Origin of the sequence: Streptomyces lincolnensis (assembly GCF_001685355.1) — a bacterium.
GTDB lineage: Bacteria > Actinomycetota > Actinomycetes > Streptomycetales > Streptomycetaceae > Streptomyces > Streptomyces lincolnensis.
In genome coordinates, this window is the sequence record NZ_CP016438.1 from 1,157,707 (window position 1) to 1,175,828 (window position 18,122).

Consider the following 18,122-nt stretch of genomic DNA (forward strand, 5'->3'; position numbering starts at 1 on the left):
ATCTTTTCAGTTCTCACTGAAATGTGTTTAAAGATCTTCACGTCGGCTGTCATATTTGATCAATTCAAGGAGCCTCCGACCCACCTTCCTCATCAGGGCCTACGTTGGCCTGCGGAACTGATGCGGATACGTGGAGGCGTTGATCGGCAGGTGCAGTGGGCAGTGCTTGAGACGGCGGAGTCTCGGGGCAGCAAGCCGCAGGGGCGGCCGGAATCGCCGGAACAGCCGGAGCAGGTCACCGGAGTGTCACCGCCGTGCGTGGGGGCTGGTGCGGGTGCTCGGCGACTCGCCCGCGTCGCGGCGGCGTCCTGCGCGCTGCTCGCGGGCGGAGGTCTGGCCGGATGGATCTTCGGCATCGAGACGCTGAAGAGCTTCGTCGCGGGGCAGGCGGTGATGAAGCCCAACTCCGCGATCGCGCTGATGGCGCTGTCCGCGTCGTTGCTGCTGATGCTGTCCGGAGTGCAGAGACCGGCGCTGCTCCGTCTGGCCCGGCTCGGTGCCGGTGTGGGGCTCGGCACGGGTCTGGTCACCCTGGCCGAGTACGTCCTGGACGCCGGTCCGAGCATCGATCAGCTCCTTTTCCGAGACGACTCGGCCTCGCCCGGCCTGCCGCCGGGACGGATGTCGCCGAACACCGCCCTGGCTCTCGTGGTCGCCGGGCTGGGCCAGCTGCTGCTCGCGGGGAAACGTGCCCGCACGGTCCGGCTGGGGCAGGTGTGCGCGCTGATCGCGCTGATGCTCGGGCTGCTACGGGTGTACGGGTTCGTCTACCGGGTGCCACAACTGGGCCAGTTCGACGACTACACCCGGATGGCGCTGCCCACCGCACTCGCCCTGGTGCTGCTGGGGGCGGCCATGTTCCTGGCACGCCAGGACGTCGGGCTGGCGGCACTGTTGATGAACCCGGGCACGACCGGACTGCTGGGCCGGTGGATGGCCGCGACGGCACTGGGAGTGCCACCCGTCCTGGGCTGGCTTCGGCTGATGGGGCAGGACGCCGGCTGGTACGAGACGCGCATGGGCTCGGCGCTGGTGGCCTGCGCCCATGTGGTGGTCCTCACCGTGGTCAGCTTCACCGTCCTGTCGGTGGGGCGCCGCGCGGAGATCGCGCACGACCGCGTCCAGCACCGCATCCGCGAGTACACCTGGCTTCAGCGGTTCATGGATCACACCCCGGCGGCCATCTTCATCAAGGACTGCGCCGGACGGTACCTCGCCGTCAACGCCGGTTTCGAGCGGCTGACCGGCACCCGGCGCGCGGACATCCTGGGGCGGCAGATCGAGGACGTACTCCCCCGGACGAGCGCGGGACCGCTGCGGGCGGCCGAGGCGGAGGTGCAGTACACCGGGCGCAGCCTGGAACGTCAGGACACGCTCCACCTCCCCGACGGCCCGCATCATTTCCTCACCACCCTCTTCCCGCTGACCGACACCTCCGGTGCCCCGTACGCGGTGTGCGGAATCTCCACCGACGCCACCGAACGTGTCCTCGCCCAGCAGGACAGCGAGCGGGCCCGGCAGCGCTTCCACGCGCTGCTGGAGTGCGCCCCGGACGCGACGCTGATCACCGACGGCCGAGGCAGCGTCCTGATGGCCAATGCCCAGGCCGAAGCCCTCTTCGGCCGTCCACGCAGCCGCTTGGTCGGCTCCAGCGTGCACGACCTGGCCCCCGCCCGCACGCGACGGCGCCAGAGCGCGTTGCTGCGCGCGTATCTGACCCGGCCCGAGACCCGGCCGATGAGCGCGGACGTGGATCTGACCGCCTGCGACAGCCAGGGACGTGAGTTTCCGGTCGAGGTCAGCCTCGGTCCGCTGGAGACGGAGGACGGGCTGCTGGTCTTCCTCGCCGTCCGTGACATCAGCGACCGCAAACGAGCCGAGGCCGAAGTCGCGGCCCGCTACCGGCAGCAGCACCACATCGCCTACACCCTCCAGCGCAGCCTCATGGGCAGCCCGCCCGTGCTGGAGGAGTTGCCCACCGCTCGCCGCTACCTGGCCTCCGTCCAGGACGCCGGGGTGGGCGGCGACTGGTACGACTTCATTCCCCTCGGCCCGGGCCGCACCGGCATCGTCATCGGGGACGTGATGGGCCGGGGCCTGGAGGCGGCCGCCGTCATGGGCCAACTCCGCGCCGCCGCCCACGCGCTGGCACAGGCAGGTCTCCCCCCGGACCGGCTGATCAGCGCGCTGGACGCCTTCGTCTGCGACCTGTCCGAGCAGATGGTGACCTGCTGCTACCTGATCATCGACCACAACACGGCGGAAATGACCGCGTGTTCGGCCGGTCACCCGCCCCTTCTCCTCGCCGCGCCGGACCGGCCGGCACACCCGCTGGACCTCCCCACCGGTGTGCCCCTGGGCATCGGCGGCTTCCCGCACGAGTGCACCAGTCGGCCACTGCCCGCCGGAGCGATCCTCGCGCTGTACACCGACGGACTCATCGAACGGCCCCGCGCCGACATCGAAGACCAGATCAACCGTCTGGCCGACGCCCTCAACGCCGCTCTGCACACCTACGGCGCGTCCTCCACCGCGCTGGAACCGGCCGCCGACCACCTCCTCGCCGAGCTCCTGCCGGACGACGACAGTCACGACGACGATGTGACACTGCTCCTCATCCGCGTGCCTCCCGCGGCCCGCGTACAGACCGAGCTCCCGTCCCATCCACGCGCCGTCCCCGACGGCCGCCGCTTCCTCACCACCACCATCACGGCCTGGCGGGTGCCCGCCGACCTGGTCGACACAGCCCGCCTGCTCACCTCCGAGCTGCTGACCAACGCGGTCGTCCACGCCGGCGGCACCCTCACCCTGAGCGTCGAACGCTCCGCAACCGAACTCACCGTCGAGGTGACCGATCAGGGGTCGGCCCGGCCCCGGCCCCGGCAGGCCGACGCAACGGATGAATCCGGCCGGGGCCTCACCCTGATCGGCGCCCTCGCACACCGCTGGGGCACGCGGCCGCATGACCAGGGCAAGACCGTCTGGTGCACGCTCCGCCTCACGCCGTCATGCGGCGGCGATCGGTGATCGCGGGCCGAGAACTCAGGCGTAGTAGTGGATCGTGCCGCGCAACGCGGGTTCGGCCCCTTCGCAGTGCTGTACGAACGTGGCCGCGAGTGCGGTGACCGTGCCGTCGTCGTCACGCGCGAGCTTGCTGATGGTCAGGGTTCCGTTGCTGCGGTTGCAGCCGCCGAAGCCGGATACGTCGAGGCCGGCGATCCCGGGGCCGTTGCCGCGCTCGGCCTGGTAGGTGCGCCCGGCCTCGAAGCTCTCGCCGGTGGGCGGGACGAGCAGCGCCGACCACCGTTCCCGCTTGCCCGACACGTCGTAGGACAGGCCGCCGATGCCCCACTCTTGCAGCGAGAAGATGCTGGTGGCGCCCCTGTGGGTGCCGGAGCGGCCCTGCCCCGGATAGTCGCCCGGATCACTGGCGTAGGTGAAGGACAGGGGATAGGCGCGGTACTTGATGACACCCTTGAGCGCGGGGGCGTCCGGAGCCTCACAACGCTGGGTGTAGGTGGCGTCCAGCAGGGTGACGGTTCCGGATGCGTCGGCCTCGATCTGGTGGACGGAGAACTGGCCGTAGACCTCATTGCAGCCGCGGGACTGTCCGCCCGCGTCGAGGCCGGGGGCACGGCCGGTCACGCCGGCCGGCCGCTCGGCGTCGCGGTAGACGCCGGGGTGCAGCTTCTCGCCGTACGGGGCGGCGAGTTCGACGTCCCACCAGGCGCTGTCGTTCTCGACACGGAACCGCACGGCTTCCAGCGAGCCGTCGACGGTGATGTTCGCCGTCGAGGGGGTGTAGGTCGCGCTGGTCCCCTGCCCTATCCAGTCACCGGCCTCGCTGGTGTAGCGGTAGCTGGTCACGGCTCTCGGAGTGCCGTCGGCCGCCGCGGCGGGCTGGGCCAGGCCCGCGACGAGTCCGAGAGCGGTGGTCACGCTCGCCAGAGCGCCGAGAACGGCGCGCGACCAGCGTCTTGTGCCGTTGTGATGCATGGATTGTTCCCCCTCTGTCGGTCGACCGCCGCGTCAGGCGCTCGAACAGATGTCTCTGTGACAGTCGGTGGACTCTCCCGAGATTCGCCCCACAAACCTCTGGAATCACACATTCCTCACGGCGGGCCTCAGTCGGGCCACACGCCCGTCTCCAGCAGTGAGGCGATCGCGTGGGTGTACGGCGCGATGTCCAGGCCCTGCTCGGCGAGCCACGCGTCGGAGTAGTACTTGTCCAGGTAGCGGTCGCCGGGGTCGCACAGCAGGGTCACCACGCTCCCCCGCCGTCCCTGCGCCACCATCTCGGCGACGATCTTCAGCGCGCTCCACAGGCCGGTGCCCGTCGAACCGCCCGCCCTGCGTCCGATGGCCCGCTCCAGGGCGCGTACGGCGGCGACGCTGGCCGCGTCCGGGACCTTCATCATGCGGTCGATCGCACCCGGTACGAAGCTCGGTTCCATGCGCGGCCGGCCGATGCCCTCGATGCGGGAGCCGCAGTCACAGGTGACGTCCGGATCGCCGGTGGTCCATCCCTCGAAGAAACACGAGTTCTCCGGATCGGCCACACAAATGCGAGTGTCGTGCTGCATGTAGTGGACGTAGCGCGCGAGGGTCGCCGAGGTGCCGCCGGTGCCGGCCGTGGCGACGATCCACGCGGGCTCCGGGAACCGCTCCAGGGCCAGCTGGCGGAAGATGGACTCGGCGATGTTGTTGTTCCCGCGCCAGTCCGTGGCCCGTTCGGCGTACGTGAACTGGTCCATGTAGTGGCCGCCGGTCTCCACCGCGAGGCGGGCCGACTCCTCGTACATCCTGCGTGAGTCGTCCACGAAGTGGCACCGGCCGCCGTGGAACTCGATCAGGCGGATCTTCTCGGCGCTCGTCGTGCGCGGCATGACGGCGATGAAGGGCACGCCGATCAGCTTGGCGAAGTACGCCTCGGACACGGCCGTCGAGCCGCTGGACGCCTCGATCACCGGGCTGCCCGGCCGGATCCAGCCATTGCACAGGCCGTAGAGGAACAGGGAGCGGGCCAGCCGGTGCTTGAGGCTGCCGGTCGGGTGGGTCGACTCGTCCTTGAGGTACAGGTCGATGCCCCACCGCTCGGGCAGCGGAAAACGCAGCAGATGGGTGTCGGCCGACCGGTTGGCGTCGGCCTGCACCTTGCGGACGGCCTCTTTCAGCCAGTGGCGGTAGGCGGGATCGGTGTGGTCGACGTCAAGGGTTTCGCCGGTCCTGACCGGTTGGGGGGTGCTCACGCCGGGGGCTCCTTACGCTGCGCGCCGACGGGCGCGTCGCGCGGCCGCCACATCGATCATAGACAGCTCCCACACGCTTCTCACCTGCATAAACATACCTTTGGGCATCTCAAAGGCACGCCTGTGGACGGCTGCCGCACCTCTCTGGGGGCGCATTCGCACGAGTGCTCCGGGTGCCCACGTCGAGGCGGTCGTGCGCACTGGTGCTCGACGCCGGTGGCGGGCAGACTGCCCGACGGGACGAAGGTCCGGACGGGGGCGCACACTGGATCACGACACGAACAGAACGGCGACCTGTGCACAGGCTCGGGTCGGCACCCACACGCACAAGGGGGCGGGGCGGGATGGCGGAGCCGGAGTTCACGGCGACCGGCGTGCGGATCGGGAAGCGGCTGCGTTCGCTCACCCGGGCCGGGCAGGTCCGGATCACCGACGGCAGGCTCGAATTGCTCACCAGTTACGGCAGTGAGATCGACAGCGCGCCGGTCCAGGCGGTGCGCGCCTCCAAGCCCTGGTTCGCCCCGGACGACCGGGCCCTGGCGGACCTCAACGGCAAGCGGTACCTGTTGACCCTGGGCGATCACGACCCCGCCCCCGGGGAACCCGGCCCACCGGCTGCGCGCCGGTTCATCGAGGCCGTACAGCGGGCCGCGGGCCGTAGCCGCTGAACCACCGCGAGTTGCGGGACCACGCCCCCTGCGTCACGCTGGTCCCACGTCACTCTGGGTTTACCGGCGATAACGCTGCGAACCAGCCCGCCGGGCACGACAGCAGGCGGCCGTTTCAGAGGCACCCTGCTGAATCGATCCGAACTCCGTGTTCTTCCGGACCTCTACGTCGGGGAGTCGCAGCCGTGATCAGCCACCCAAGCAGGCATTGCACGGTGGAGCTCCAAGCCCTGCCGTCGCGGATCGGCCAGGTCCGCAGAATCCTTTCAGCGCAGTTGCGCTACTGGCATCTGGATCCCCTCATAGACCGCGCCGCGCTCGGTGTGACCGAGCTCCTCGCCAACGTCCACCGCCATGCCCAGCCCGACAAGACGTGCACCGTGGAGATCGAGCTGCTGCTCGACCGGCTCACGGTCTCGGTGCACGACCACGACCCGCGCATGCCGGTCGTGGCCGACATCGAGGGCGTCCCGCACCACGAGGACGCCGACACGCTCGCCACCTGTGGGCGCGGGCTCGCCATGGTCGCCGCGGTCAGCGAGAGCTGGGGCGTCCGCCCGGACGGCGAGTCCGGCAAGGTCGTGTGGTTCACCCTGCCGACGCCACCGGCCGTACGGGCGGGGTCCGCCCGGCCACCGCGACGGGCGGTCGTGGAGAAACCGGCGTACACGGTCGACACCGTCAGCCTCCACAGGACCGAACATGCCCCCGCCCGGTCGGCCGTAGCAGGCTGACCCCTTCTTGGCTCTTTCGCCTTCGGGGCGCTCTCAGCCGGTGTCGAGACGGCGATCGTGCTCAGCCCTTCGGGTCTCCGCGCTCCCCCAGAGGGGGGACCCCCAACCGTCTCGACACCGGCGCGCCCCTACGGCTACTCCGTGGCGATTGCCCTGAGTACGTCCAGGCAGGCTGCCCTGCGGGCCGGGCGCAGGCCCGCGAGGGCTCCTGCGGCCAGGCCCACCAGGGCCACCACCGCCAGTTGGAGTGGGGGCATCGCGAAGGCGAAGGAGCTGTCGCTCGCGCCGTCGGAGGCCTTGACGAGCACCCAGCCCAGGAAGCCGCCGAGGGCGAGCCCGCCGACCGTGCCGAAGGCGGCGACCAGGACGGACTCCCAGCGGACCATGGCCCGCAGTTGGGCGCGGGTCTGGCCGACAGCCCTGAGCAGACCGAGTTCGCGGGTGCGCTCGTGGATCGCCAGGGTCAGCGTGTTGGCGATGCCGAGGAGGGCGATGAGCACCGCCAGGGCGAGCAGCGCGTAGACGAGGGTGAGCATCATGTCGATGCCGCCGGCCGCGGACTGGGCGTACTCGTCGCGGGTCTGCACCTCGGGGTCGCCGTACCGTTCGGCGACCTTCTCCACCGCGGCCGTGCCGGCGCCCGCGCCGACGCCGTCCTTGAAGGAGACGGCAACGAGGGTGTCGGAGTCCTGGGTGCGGTGCGGGGCCCAGGCGGCGCGGGTGATGACGTAGTCGCCGGCGAGTTCGGACCGACCGTAGACCGCGCGGACGGTGAAGGTCTCCTTCGTGCCGTCGGTGAAGGTCAGCCGGGTCCTGTCGCCGGTCCTGAGGCCCTGCTCGTCGGCCTCGCTCTTGGTGATGGCGATGCCGTCGGTGCCGAGGGAGGGCAGGGAGCCGTCGATCCTGCCGAGGTCGAAGGTGCGTTCCAGGGCGAGCGGGTCGGTGACGGTCAACGCCCGTCCCTTGCCGTCGACTTCGGCGACACCGCGGCCCAGCCCGACGGCCGTGTCCACCTCGGGCAGCCGCTGGATCGCCGGCGCCAGGCGGGGGGTGAGGCCGCTGCCGCCTCCGCCGAAGGCCGGAGTGCTGACCGCGACGTCGCCCGCGAAGGAGCGGGAGACCGTCTGGTCCATGGTGGCCTTCAGCGAGGCGCCGAACACCGTGAACAGGGACACCACGGCCACACCGATCATCAGCGCGCTGGCCGTGGCGGCCGTCCGCCGGGGGCTGCGCAGCGCGTTGCGTCGGGCGAGGCCGCCGGTGACGCCGCGCAGCCTGTCGAGGGGGCCGCCGAGGACGCGTACGGCCGAGGTGGACGCGACCGGGCCGAGGACCACGAAGGCGGCCAGGGCCAGGACGGCGCCGGTGCCCGCGAGCCAGAGGGACGGTGACATCAGGACGCCGGTGAGCGTGACGGCGACCGCCAGGGCGGCGAGGCCCAGGCCGGTGACGGCACGGACGCGGGAGGCGCCGGAGGTGTCGACGGCGGTCTCGCGCAGGGCCGCCAGGGGTGCGGTGCGGCCGGCGCGGACGGCGGGCAGCAGGGCCGAGCCCAGGCAGACCACGATGCCGACCGCGAGCGGCAGGGCCATCGACAGCGCGCTGATCACCAAGTCCCCTTCCGGGAAGGGGAATCCGATGGCGGGGAACAGGGCCTGGAGTCCGGCGGCGACGCCGATGCCGCCCGCCAGGCCCGCCGCCGACGCGATCACGGCCACGGCGCTCGCCTCGACGAGCGTGGTCGCGGTGACCTGGCGGCGCGAGGCGCCGAGGGCCCGCAACAGGGCGTTCTCCCGGGTGCGTTGGGCGACGACGATCGCGAAGGTGTTGTGGATCGAGAAGGTCGCGACCAGCAGGGCCACGCCCGAGAACACCAGCAGGAACGTCGTGAAGAGGGACAGGAACTGGCTGGAGATCATCTCCGTGTTCTCCTCGGCCGACTCCTGACCGGTGATGGCCTCGACTCCCCCGGGCAGTACGGGAGTCAGCCGGTCCACCAGCTCCTGCTGGCCGACTCCGGGCCCGGCCCGCACCTGGATGCTCGCCGCTTCGCCGGGCCGCGCCGTGAGGTACTTCTCGGCGTCGGCCTGGGTCATGCCGGTGAAGGTCACCTGCGCCATGCCGTCCTCGCCGCCGAAGGTCGCGAGGCCGACGACGGTCACCTTCACCGGGTCGGGCGTGCGCAGGGTCGTGGTGTCACCGAGCTTCAGGTCGCCGCGCTCGGCGGTGCCGCGGTCGATGACGACCTCACCGGACTTCGTGGGGGCGCGGCCGTCGGCGAGCCGGTAGGCGTTGAGTTCCGGGTCGGTGATCCAGTTGCCGGCGAGGGTCGGCGGGCCCTGGCCGCCGATCGGGTCGCCGTTCGCACCGACGAGTTGACCGGCGCCCTGGATGTTGGGGGCGGCCGCCTCGACACCGGCGACCTTGTCGACGGTGTTCAGCAGGTCGACGGGGACCGGCTGCCGGACGCCCTCGCTCTCGCCGGGGGTGGTGATGGCGTCGGAGCTGCGGATGACGGCGTCGGTGCCGCTGGTCGCGTTGCCGAACATGGTGTCGAAGCTGGCGCGCAGGGTGTCGCCCATCACGAGGGTCCCGGCGAGGAAGGCCACACCGAGGAAGACCGCGAGGAACGTTCCGGCGAAGCGCCGCTTGTGGGCGCGCAGGGAGGACACGCTCAGGCGTACGGCGGTGTTCATGACGGCCCCTCCGTCCGTGGGGTGACCTCGAAGGCCTTCATGCGGTCCAGGACCTTGTCGGCGGTCGGGGATTCCATGCGGTCGACCAGGCGTCCGTCGGCGAGGAAGACGACCTCGTCGGCGTGGGCGGCGGCGACCGGGTCGTGGGTGACCATGACGACCGTGCGGGACGTCTGGCGGGCCGCACGCCCCAGCAGGCCAAGGACCTCCTCGCCGGAACGGGAGTCGAGGTTGCCGGTCGGCTCGTCGGCGAAGACGACGTCCGGCTGTCCCGCGAACGCCCGTGCCACGGCGACGCGTTGCTGTTGTCCGCCGGAGAGTTCGGTGGGCCGGTGGTGCAGCCGGTCGCGCAGTCCGACGACGTCGACGAGCGCGTCGACCCACTCCCGGTCGCCCCCGCCGCCGGCGAGGTCGAGCGGCAGGGTGATGTTCTCCGCGACGGTCAGCGTCGGCACCAGGTTGAACGCCTGGAACACGAAGCCGACGCGGTCCCGGCGCAGCAGGGTGAGGCGGCGGTCGTCGAGGGAGCCCAGGTCGGTGCCGCCGATGTACGCGGCGCCCGAGGTGAGACTGTCGAGTCCGGCCGCGCAGTGCATCAGGGTGGACTTGCCGGAGCCCGAGGGCCCCATGATCGCGGTGAAGCGGCCCGCCGGGAAGTCGACGCTCACCCCGTCCAGGGCCCGCACGCCGGTGTCGCCGCTGCCGTACACCTTCACGGCGTCGACGACCCGGGCCGCCGTCCGCACGGTGGTCGTGGCGGTCATGCCGCACCGCCCTTGCCCGTACGGCCGAACTGCTCGTCCAGGACGGACAGCCGGCGCCAGTACTCCTCCTCGTCGATCTCCCCGGCGGCGAAGCGGCGGCCGAGCATCGCGATCGGCGAGTCGCCGGTGGGGCCCGCGTCGGCGACGGCACGCCAGGAGCCCCGGCGGCCGCGCCACACGGTGCGACGCAGGACGGTGACGACGCCGAGCACGACCGCCGCCCAGATCAGCGGGAAGAACAGGATCCACGGTCCCGGGCCGCCCTCCCAGTGCGCGAGTGTCTGCATCTCGAGTCATCTCCTCGGTGGGTGTTGTCGTGATGACTCGAGACTGGCTCCGGGAAGGGGTCCGGGTCGTCGTACGGCCAGCGGCAGTGCGCCTACCTCCCGGGGAGTACGTCGGGGCTCGATCTCTGTAACTACTAGTATGTACAGTGGGTGGATGAGCACCTCGGAGCGACTGATCGAGTCCACGCGCGAGCTGCTGTGGGAGCGCGGCTATGTGGGCACCAGCCCCAAGGCCATCCTGGAGCGGTCGGGCGCCGGGCAGGGCAGCATGTACCACCACTTCGACGGAAAACAGGACCTCGCCCTGGCCGCGATCCGGCGGACGGCCGAGGAGTTGCGGGCTACCGCCGAGGGAGTACTCGGCGGGCCGGGCACGCCGTACGAGCGCATCGAGGCGTATCTGCGGCGGGAGCGCGACGTGCTGCGCGGCTGTCCGATCGGGCGGCTCACGATGGATCCGGACATCGTCGCCAACGACGACCTGCGCGCGCCGGTCGACGAGACGCTCGACTGGATCCGCGAACGAATCGCCGGAATCGTCGAAGAGGGCAAGGAGCAGGGCCGGTTCGCCGCCTCACTGGACGGCGAGGAGATCGCGGCGACCGTCATCGCGACCGTCCAGGGCGGCTACGTCCTCGCCCGCGCGTCGGGCTCTCCCGCCGCCTTCGACGCGGGCGTACGGGGCCTGCTGTCCCTGCTCGCCCCGCAGTCCTCGTAAAGCGGTTCACGGACGCGCACGCCGACCGGCGACGACCATCCGGTCCGAGCCGCCTCAGGAGGCACTTGATGCTGGCCATGCAGTACGAACTCACCCTGCCCGCCGACTACGACATGGGCGTCATCCGCGGCCGCGTGGCCCGGGTCGGGCATCTGCTCGACGACTGGGAGGGGCTCGGGTTCAAGACGTATCTGATGCGGGAGCGGGGGGTGAACGGCTCGCCGGTGAACCAGTACGCGCCGTTCTATCTCTGGAACACTGTGGAGGGCATGAACTCCTTCCTCTGGGAAGGCGCCTTCCAGGGGCTCAGCCACGACTTCGGGCGGCCGTCGGTGCGGCAGTGGACGGGGATCGCCTACGAGGAGAGCGGCGCCGTCGGCGCCCCGGGGCGGGTGGCGGTGCGCAGGCGCCAACCCGTGCCGGAGGGAGTCGAGTTGGCCGGGTTCATGGCGGACGCGGTGGGTGAGGCGGAGCGGCTGGCCGGGGAGGAGGGGGCGGTGTTCGCGGCCGCCGTCGTGGACACCGCCCGTTGGGAGCTCGTGCACTTCTCACTCTGGGGGCACGAGACGCCGAAGGCCGAGGGTGAGGTGTTCGAGGTGCTGCATGTGTCGGCGCCGGGTCACGAGCGGCTTGCCCGGGGGCGCCAGTGGTGAACATGGTGCGTACGGTGCTCGGGGACGTGCCCGCCGAGCAGTTCGGGGTGTGCGATGCCCACGACCACCTGTTCTTCGGCAGTCCCCGACTGCCCGGGGAGGAGCTGCGGAGCGCGTCCGCGGCGCGGGCCGAACTGGTCGCGTTCCGCGCGCAGGGCGGTGCCGGCGTCGTGCAGTGGACGCCGTACGGGCTGGGGCGGCGGGCGGCCGATCTGCCGCCGCTGTCCCGGGAGACGGGGGTGCATGTCGTCACCGCGACCGGGCTGCACCAGGCCGTCCACTACACCGAGGACACACTCGGCGCCCTGCGCGGCCGGCTGGCCGAGGTGTTCGTCACCGAACTCACCGAGGGCATCGGCACGTCGGGGGTCCGCGCGGGGCTGATCAAGGTCGCCGGGGGTTTCCACGCGCTCGACGCGCACGCCGTCTGGACCATGAGGGCTGCGGCCGAGGCCCATCATGCGACGGCGGCTCCGATCGCCGTCCATCTGGAGCTGGGGACCGGTGCGCTGGACGTGCTGGACCTGTTGTGCGGCGAGTTGGGGGTGCCGCCCGAGCGGGTGGTCCTCGGGCATCTCAACCGCTCCCCCGACTTCGCCGTGCACCGCCAGGCCGCGCGGAGCGGCTGTTATCTCGCCTTCGACGGGCCGTCACGGGCCCACCACGCCACGGACTGGCGGATGCCGGACGCCGTGCGGGCCCTCGCCGAGGCGGGCCACGGTGACCGGCTCCTCCTGGGCGGCGACACCACGACCGCGGCGGCGCGTTCGGTCAACGGCGGCGCGGGGATGCCGTATCTGCTGCGCCGGGTGCGGCCGCGGCTCGCGCTCGAACTGGGTGAGGAGCTGGTGCGGCGCATCCTCGTCGACAACCCCGGCCGGGCTTTCGCGGTGGCGTGGCCCGATCGTGTCGTTCCTTGGCCCTCCTGACGCTTTCGGCCACGGCGGGCGAAAGGAGGATGGGAGGTGACGGAGGAAAGGTGACGCGATGGCCCTGGAGATGCGCGAGCGGTGCGAACGCTGCGAGACCGCGGCACTGCCGCCCGACGCCGCGGCCCGCATCTGCTCCTACGAGTGCACCTTCTGTGTTCCGTGCACCGATTCCATGCAGGGCATCTGCCCCAACTGCGGCGGCGAACTGGTCCCGAGGCCGCGCCGCGCCGTGTGAGCCGCGCGGTTCGGGTTCATCTGCAGAGCGCGTCGATGTCGTCGGAGAAGGTCGGGAACTCGGCCCGGGCGGTGCCGACGATGTCCCGGGCGGCGCGGCGCGGGGTGGTCGCGTATCGCTCGGCGAGTCCGGTGAGCGCCGCGTTCGCGCGCCCCTCGTACCGCTCGAACTCCACGACCTCCATGGGGCCCAGACCGTCGGCCAGCAGCCACAGGAAGTCGGACAGATTCGCCGCCACCACGCCCCGCTCCCCCTCCGAGCCCAGGAACACCACGGGCTGCTCCACGAGAGGCCGCCCCGCCCGCACGCACCACAGCGCGGCGAGACCGCCTGTGCCGTCCTGCCCGAAGACCCGGTAGGCCTGACCGTCGGCATCGTGGTTGCCGGTCCATTGACGCAGCCAGTCGGTGGTCTCCTCGGCGGAGTCGAACGCGTCGTAGGGCTCGAAGTCGACGCCCTCGCCCTCGTCGTAGTCGAACGCCACCCGGGCCACCTCGGCCAGCTCGGGCGGAAATCCGCGGTCGCCGTCAGTCGTCTCGATCATGCGCGCAGGCTAGCCGCAGGCACTGACAGCGGCCCCCGTGTCATCCAGACGTCCAGCGCGGACCGCTAAGGAGCCGTTCTGCCGGAGTCCAGTCGCCCCACGTGGGCCACGTTCTCCCGGTCCTCGGTGTCTGTGGCGGCCTCGGCGGTGAACCAGGCGTCGAGGATTTCCTTGAGCAGTGGTTCGGAGGTGAGGCGCAGGCTGAGGGCGAGGACGTTGGCGTCGTTCCAGCGGCGGGCGCCGTCCGCGGTGTACGCGTCCGTGCACAGGGCGGCGCGGACGCCGGGGATCTTGTTCGCGGCGATCGAGGCGCCGGTGCCGGTCCAGCAGCACACGATGGCCTGGTCGGCCGTGCCGGTGGTGACCTCGCGGGCCGCGGCCTCGGAGCAGACGGCCCACCGGGGGTCGTCGCCGGGGGCCAGCGCGCCGTGCGCGCTCACCTCGTGGCCGCGTGTGCGCAGTTCCGCCACCAGGCTGCGCGCCACGGGCTCGTCCATGTCCGAGGAGACGGAGATCCGCATGCTCCGAGCCTACTCGGGGATGTCAGTCGTCGGTGTCCCGGCGTTCGTCGCGCAGCGCCGACCACCGGGCGAGTCGGCGGCGGATGTCCTCCTCGTGGCCGCTGCCGGTGGGGTGGTAGAAGGTCTCGCGGTCCATGCCCTCGGGGAAGTAGTCGGCGCCGGAGAAGCCGTCCGCTGTGTCGGGGTCGTACTGGTAGCCCTCGCCGTAGCCGATGTCCTTCATGAGGCGGGTGGGCGCGTTGAGGATGTGTGCCGGTGGCATCAGGGAGCCGGTCCGGCGGGCGCGTTGCTGTGCGGCGCCGAAGGCCCGGTAGACGGCGATGGACTTGGGGGTGGTCGCCAGATAGGTGACGGCCTGGGCGATCGCGAGTTCGCCTTCCGGTGAGCCGAGGCGTTCGTACACGTCCCAGGCGGCCAGGGCCTGCTGTACCGCCTGGGGGTCGGCCGTGCCGATGTCCTCGTTGGCGAAGCGGACGAGGCGGCGGGCGATGTAGAGAGGGTCCTCGCCGCCGTCGAGCATGCGGGCGAGCCAGTACAGGGCGGCGTCGGGGTCGGAGCCGCGCATGGATTTGTGCAGCGCCGAGATCAGGTTGTAGTGGCTCTCCTGGGCCTTGTCGTACAGCGGTGCGCGCCGTTGGATCTGCTCGGTGAGCGCGGCGGTGTCCAGCGGTGGTGTGCCGGCGGGCAGGGACTGGAGTTGTTCGGCCATGTTGAGCAGGAACCGGCCGTCGCCGTCCGCCATCGCGATGAGGGACCGGCGGGCCTCGTCGTCCAGCGGCAGTTCGCGCTCCGTGAGCTGCTCGGCGCGGGCCATCAGGGTGTCCAGGGCGGCGGTGTCGAGGCGTTGGAGGACGAAGACCCGGCAGCGGGAGAGCAGGGCGCCGTTCAGTTCGAAGCTGGGGTTCTCGGTGGTGGCCCCGACCAGGACGACGGTGCCGTCCTCCACGTACGGCAGGAAGCTGTCCTGCTGGGCCCGGTTGAACCGGTGGATCTCGTCGACGAACAGCAGCGTGCCCCGGCCGATCTCGCGCCTGCGGCGGGCCGCCTCGAAGACCTTCCTCAGGTCGGCGACGCCGGAGAAGGTGGCCGACAACGGCTCGAAGACCAGCTCGGTCCGCTGCGCCAGGAGCCGGGCGATGGTGGTCTTCCCGCACCCGGGCGGCCCCCACAGGACCGCCGACACCAGCCGGCCCTGCTCCACCATGCGCCCCAGGGGAGCGTCGGGCGCGAGCAGGTGCTCCTGCCCGACGACGTCCTCCAGGGTGCGCGGACGCAGCCGGTCGGCCAGCGGGCGCTGCGTGTCGTCCTCGAACAGGGACGGTGTCTGTTCCTCGTGCTTCATGAAGCGGTCCGTGACTGCGAGAGGGCGGGTGTGCGTCGGTCGGCCGAGGGCCTCGGCCCGGTCCGCGACCGTCTACCGGGCCCATCCTCGCCGAGCGTCACGTCACCGTGCACCTCGACGTGGGTGAAGGGCGGGGCGGCGGTCGCGCGGCACCGTCTCCAGGACGAGGTGGTACGAGTGGTCGACGAGGTCGGCCACCAGGTCCGCGGAGACGCCCCGGCCGGCTCCTACGGAGATCCAGTGCCGCTTGTCGAGGTAGCGGCCCGCAGTGATCGAGGTGTGCCGGCCTCGCAGCAGCCGCCCGTACTCCGGTTCCGCTTTGACGGTGACGATGAGTTCGTCGGGATCGTCGGTGACGATCAGGAAGACCTTGCCCGCCACCTTGTAGACGTCCAGGTGCTCGGTGAAGGGGCGCCCGTGGCCGACCCCGGGCAGCGCGAGGGCCGTGGTGCGCGCGGTGTCCTGGACCTGCTCTCCGCTGAGGGGCATGGTGGTCGGCTCCGGTGATCGGGGGAGGTCCCACCCATTCTCTCGTCGGGATCGACGGAGAGGACGGTAGGCTGCGGACACGTGATGGTCAGCAAGCGACACCTCTCAGGGCCCCGCTTCACCGCCGAGGCCGAGTCGGCCTCCGTCCCGCTGTACGGCTTCCAGCCGCCGGTCGGCACCCCGTACGGCCTGGAAGTGACCACGGTCGAGGACTTCCACGCCGACCACGACGACTGGCCGTGGAACCCGCCCCGTCCCGGCCGGGCCACCTTCCACTACCTGATCCTGGTCACCGAAGGTGAACTGCTCCACGACGTCGATCACGTCACGCACACCGTCACACCCGGCCAGTGGCTGTGGGTACGCGCCGGGCACGTGCAGTGCTGGCACGACCCCAGCACCGCCCGCGGTCCCTTCGTCCTGTTCGAGCCGGAGGTGCTCCGCGCCGACACGGCACGCCTGCTGGCGCCCCTCACCGCGCACGACGCCCCCGCCGTCCTGACCCCGCACCCCGACGACGCCCCCTGGCTGGAGCGGACGGTGGCGCAGCTCCTGGACGAACACCGGGCACTGGGACGCCGCCCCCTCGACACCCACCACGCCCTGCGGTGCAGCCTCCTGGAAACCCTGCTGCTGCGTCTCGCCCACGCGGCAGGCGACCCGGCCCCGAGCGCCACCGGCGGGCGCAGTGACACCTACGACCGGTTCCTGGACGCCCTGGAACTGCACTTCCGTGAGCTGCACCGCGTCGACGACTACGCCCGGCTGCTCGGCTGCTCGGTGCGCACCCTCAGCCGCGCCGCCCGGACCGCCACCGGCGAAGGAGCCCGGGACATCATCAACGAACGCCGGCTCCTCGAAGCGCGCCGCCTCTTCGACCACTCCGGGTGGACCGCCCCCGCGGTCGCCGCCCACCTCGGCTTCACCGACACGGCCAACTTCGGCCGCTTCTTCCGCCACCACACCGGCCTCGCACCCGCCGCCTACCGGGCTCGGACCCGACCGATGACCTGAGCCCGCAGGGTCCGGTCCGTCTTCATCTCCCGCGTCAGGCCAGCGCGCCCAGCGGATCGTCCAGTACCGGCTGCCACGCCAACTCCGCCGCGCCGACGAGGCTGTTGTGGTCGAGGGTGCACGCCAGGATGGGCACGCCGCCGGACTGTCCCCACAGGCTGCGCTCGGCGACGACCGCGCGCAGCCGCTCCGGGTCGGCTTCGAGGAGGGAGCGGTGGAGTCCGCCGAGGATGATGCGGTCCGGGTTGAGGATGTTGACCAGTCCGGCCAGGCCCAGGCCGAGCCGGTCGATGAGCGCCTCGGCGGCGGTGCGGATCGCCGGGTCGTCGTAGTGGTTGCGGACCAGGTCGTTGGACTGCTGGAGCAGGGAGACCTCGGGTCCCGGGTCGCGTCCGGCGGCCGTGAGGAAGGCCAGCGGGTCGGCCTCGACGTCGAGGCAGCCGCGGCTGCCGCAGTGGCAGGGGCGGCCCTCGGGGTTGACGGTGAGGTGGCCGACCTCCAGGGCCAGGCCCGAACTGCCGGTGTGCAGGCGCCCGTCCAGGACCAGCGCGCCGCCGACGCCCCGGTGTCCGGTGGCGACGCAGAGCAGGTCCCGGGCGCCCCTCCCGGCGCCGTGCCGGTGCTCGGCGAGCGCGGCGAGGTTGACGTCGTTGCCGGCGAAGGCCGGTCCGGTGATTCCGGCCGTACGCACGCACTCCTCGAAGAGGCGGCGGACCGGCGCGCCGACGGGCCAGGCCAGATGCAGCGGGTTCAGGGCGAGTCCGTCCGGTTCGGCGACCGCGGACGGTACGGCGAGGCCGGCGCCGACGCAGCGGCGTCCGGTGGTGCGCAGCAGGTCGGCGCCGGCCTCGACGACCGAGACGAGCACCTTGGCCGGGTCGGCGTCGACGGTCTCGCAGCCGGGCGCGGTGGCGACGATACGGCCGCCCAGGCCGACCAGTGCCGCCCGGAAGCCGTCGGCGTGCACCTGCGCGGCCAGCACGACGGGGCCGTTCTCGGCGACGGCGAGCCGGTGCGAGGGCCGTCCCTGGGAACCGGCCGCCGCGCCGGGCCTGGCGTCCACCCGGATCAGCCCGAGCGCCTCCAGCTCGGCGGCGACCGCACCGGCCGTGGCCCGGGTCACCCCGAGCTCGGCGGTGAGCACCGCACGGGTCGGCGCGCGTCCGGTGTGCACAAGCTCCAGTGCGGGCCCGAGCGCACCGCGTCCCCGGTCCAACCGTGCCCTGGAGATGGTCCCTTCCCCCGCCGTCCGGGGGTCCGCCTTCCCGCTCATGAG

Annotated in this window: 18 protein-coding genes; 8 read left to right on the top strand and 10 right to left on the bottom strand. The window is 71.7% G+C overall.

The annotated features are described in order from the left end of the window. The first annotated feature begins 162 nt into the window (after window positions 1-162). On the top strand, window positions 163-3,027 hold the full coding sequence (locus SLINC_RS45695; protein WP_225988245.1) for a SpoIIE family protein phosphatase: 2,865 nt from the start codon (window positions 163-165) through the stop codon (window positions 3,025-3,027). 15 nt (window positions 3,028-3,042) lie between these two features. Here SLINC_RS45695 and SLINC_RS05115 read toward each other — a convergent pair whose 3' ends face one another. Continuing rightward, the gene (locus tag SLINC_RS05115) at window positions 3,043-3,939 is read right to left on the bottom strand and encodes a hypothetical protein (RefSeq protein WP_237281987.1); all 897 of its coding nucleotides are present in this window, start codon (window positions 3,937-3,939) and stop codon (window positions 3,043-3,045) included. A 185-nt stretch (window positions 3,940-4,124) separates the two neighbouring features. Continuing rightward, window positions 4,125-5,249 carry an L-cysteine desulfhydrase Cds1 gene (gene cds1, locus SLINC_RS05120; protein ID WP_067427340.1) on the bottom strand — a complete coding sequence of 375 codons (1,125 nt, stop codon included), beginning with the start codon at window positions 5,247-5,249 and terminating at the stop codon, window positions 4,125-4,127. 344 nt (window positions 5,250-5,593) lie between these two features. Between cds1 and SLINC_RS05125 the strand changes: the two genes are divergently transcribed. Further along, window positions 5,594-5,917: a hypothetical protein gene (locus SLINC_RS05125; protein WP_067427342.1), complete on the top strand. Its 324-nt coding sequence runs from the start codon at window positions 5,594-5,596 to the stop codon at window positions 5,915-5,917. Window positions 5,918-6,102: 185 nt separating this feature from the next. Next, a complete protein-coding gene (locus tag SLINC_RS05130) occupies window positions 6,103-6,651 on the top strand; it encodes an ATP-binding protein (protein ID WP_079164414.1) in 549 nt (182 codons plus the stop codon). A 134-nt stretch (window positions 6,652-6,785) separates the two neighbouring features. On the opposite strand, the gene SLINC_RS05135 is transcribed toward SLINC_RS05130, so the two are convergent. The 3 genes from SLINC_RS05135 to SLINC_RS05145 are packed head-to-tail and all read right to left on the bottom strand — an operon-like array spanning window position 6,786 to window position 10,398. Beyond that, window positions 6,786-9,347, bottom strand: coding sequence for an ABC transporter permease (locus SLINC_RS05135; RefSeq protein ID WP_067427346.1), 2,562 nt, complete (start codon window positions 9,345-9,347; stop codon window positions 6,786-6,788). Then, window positions 9,344-10,111, bottom strand: a complete 768-nt coding sequence (locus tag SLINC_RS05140; protein WP_067427348.1) for an ABC transporter ATP-binding protein — start codon at window positions 10,109-10,111, stop codon at window positions 9,344-9,346. Before SLINC_RS05140 ends, SLINC_RS05135 begins: the two co-directional genes overlap by 4 nt. Continuing rightward, a complete protein-coding gene (locus tag SLINC_RS05145; RefSeq protein WP_067427350.1) occupies window positions 10,108-10,398 on the bottom strand; it encodes an SHOCT domain-containing protein in 291 nt (96 codons plus the stop codon). The genes SLINC_RS05140 and SLINC_RS05145 overlap by 4 nt, the downstream gene beginning before the upstream one ends. 139 nt (window positions 10,399-10,537) lie before the next feature. On the opposite strand from SLINC_RS05145, the gene SLINC_RS05150 reads away from it, so the two are divergent. The 4 genes from SLINC_RS05150 (at window position 10,538) to SLINC_RS05165 (ending at window position 12,936) form a co-directional block, all read left to right on the top strand. Beyond that, window positions 10,538-11,116: a TetR/AcrR family transcriptional regulator gene (locus tag SLINC_RS05150; RefSeq protein ID WP_067427352.1), complete on the top strand. Its 579-nt coding sequence runs from the start codon at window positions 10,538-10,540 to the stop codon at window positions 11,114-11,116. Window positions 11,117-11,184: 68 nt separating this feature from the next. Next, a complete protein-coding gene (locus SLINC_RS05155; RefSeq protein ID WP_067427354.1) occupies window positions 11,185-11,769 on the top strand; it encodes a DUF4865 family protein in 585 nt (194 codons plus the stop codon). Beyond that, window positions 11,766-12,698 (top strand): phosphotriesterase family protein, encoded by a 933-nt coding sequence (locus SLINC_RS05160; protein ID WP_067445013.1) that lies wholly within the window; start codon window positions 11,766-11,768, stop codon window positions 12,696-12,698. The genes SLINC_RS05155 and SLINC_RS05160 overlap by 4 nt, the downstream gene beginning before the upstream one ends. A 58-nt stretch (window positions 12,699-12,756) precedes the next feature. Next, window positions 12,757-12,936 carry a DUF1272 domain-containing protein gene (locus SLINC_RS05165; protein WP_067427356.1) on the top strand — a complete coding sequence of 60 codons (180 nt, stop codon included), beginning with the start codon at window positions 12,757-12,759 and terminating at the stop codon, window positions 12,934-12,936. A 16-nt stretch (window positions 12,937-12,952) separates the two neighbouring features. On the opposite strand, the gene SLINC_RS05170 is transcribed toward SLINC_RS05165, so the two are convergent. The 4 genes from SLINC_RS05170 to SLINC_RS05185 form a co-directional block, all read right to left on the bottom strand. Continuing rightward, complete coding sequence (locus SLINC_RS05170; protein ID WP_067427358.1) at window positions 12,953-13,480, bottom strand: hypothetical protein; 528 nt, start codon at window positions 13,478-13,480, stop codon at window positions 12,953-12,955. A gap of 65 nt (window positions 13,481-13,545) precedes the next feature. Continuing rightward, complete coding sequence (locus SLINC_RS05175) at window positions 13,546-14,001, bottom strand: RpiB/LacA/LacB family sugar-phosphate isomerase (protein ID WP_067427364.1); 456 nt, start codon at window positions 13,999-14,001, stop codon at window positions 13,546-13,548. A 22-nt stretch (window positions 14,002-14,023) separates the two neighbouring features. Further along, on the bottom strand, window positions 14,024-15,343 hold the full coding sequence (locus tag SLINC_RS05180; protein ID WP_067427366.1) for a replication-associated recombination protein A: 1,320 nt from the start codon (window positions 15,341-15,343) through the stop codon (window positions 14,024-14,026). 102 nt (window positions 15,344-15,445) lie between these two features. Continuing rightward, complete coding sequence (locus SLINC_RS05185) at window positions 15,446-15,832, bottom strand: MmcQ/YjbR family DNA-binding protein (protein ID WP_067427368.1); 387 nt, start codon at window positions 15,830-15,832, stop codon at window positions 15,446-15,448. Between the two features lie 81 nt (window positions 15,833-15,913). Here SLINC_RS05185 and SLINC_RS05190 point away from each other — a divergent pair, with 81 nt between their 5' ends. Then, the gene (locus SLINC_RS05190; RefSeq protein ID WP_067427370.1) at window positions 15,914-16,846 is read left to right on the top strand and encodes a helix-turn-helix domain-containing protein; all 933 of its coding nucleotides are present in this window, start codon (window positions 15,914-15,916) and stop codon (window positions 16,844-16,846) included. A gap of 34 nt (window positions 16,847-16,880) precedes the next feature. On the opposite strand, the gene SLINC_RS05195 is transcribed toward SLINC_RS05190, so the two are convergent. Then, window positions 16,881-18,119: an ROK family protein gene (locus SLINC_RS05195; RefSeq protein ID WP_079164416.1), complete on the bottom strand. Its 1,239-nt coding sequence runs from the start codon at window positions 18,117-18,119 to the stop codon at window positions 16,881-16,883. Window positions 18,120-18,122: the final 3 nt, after the last annotated feature.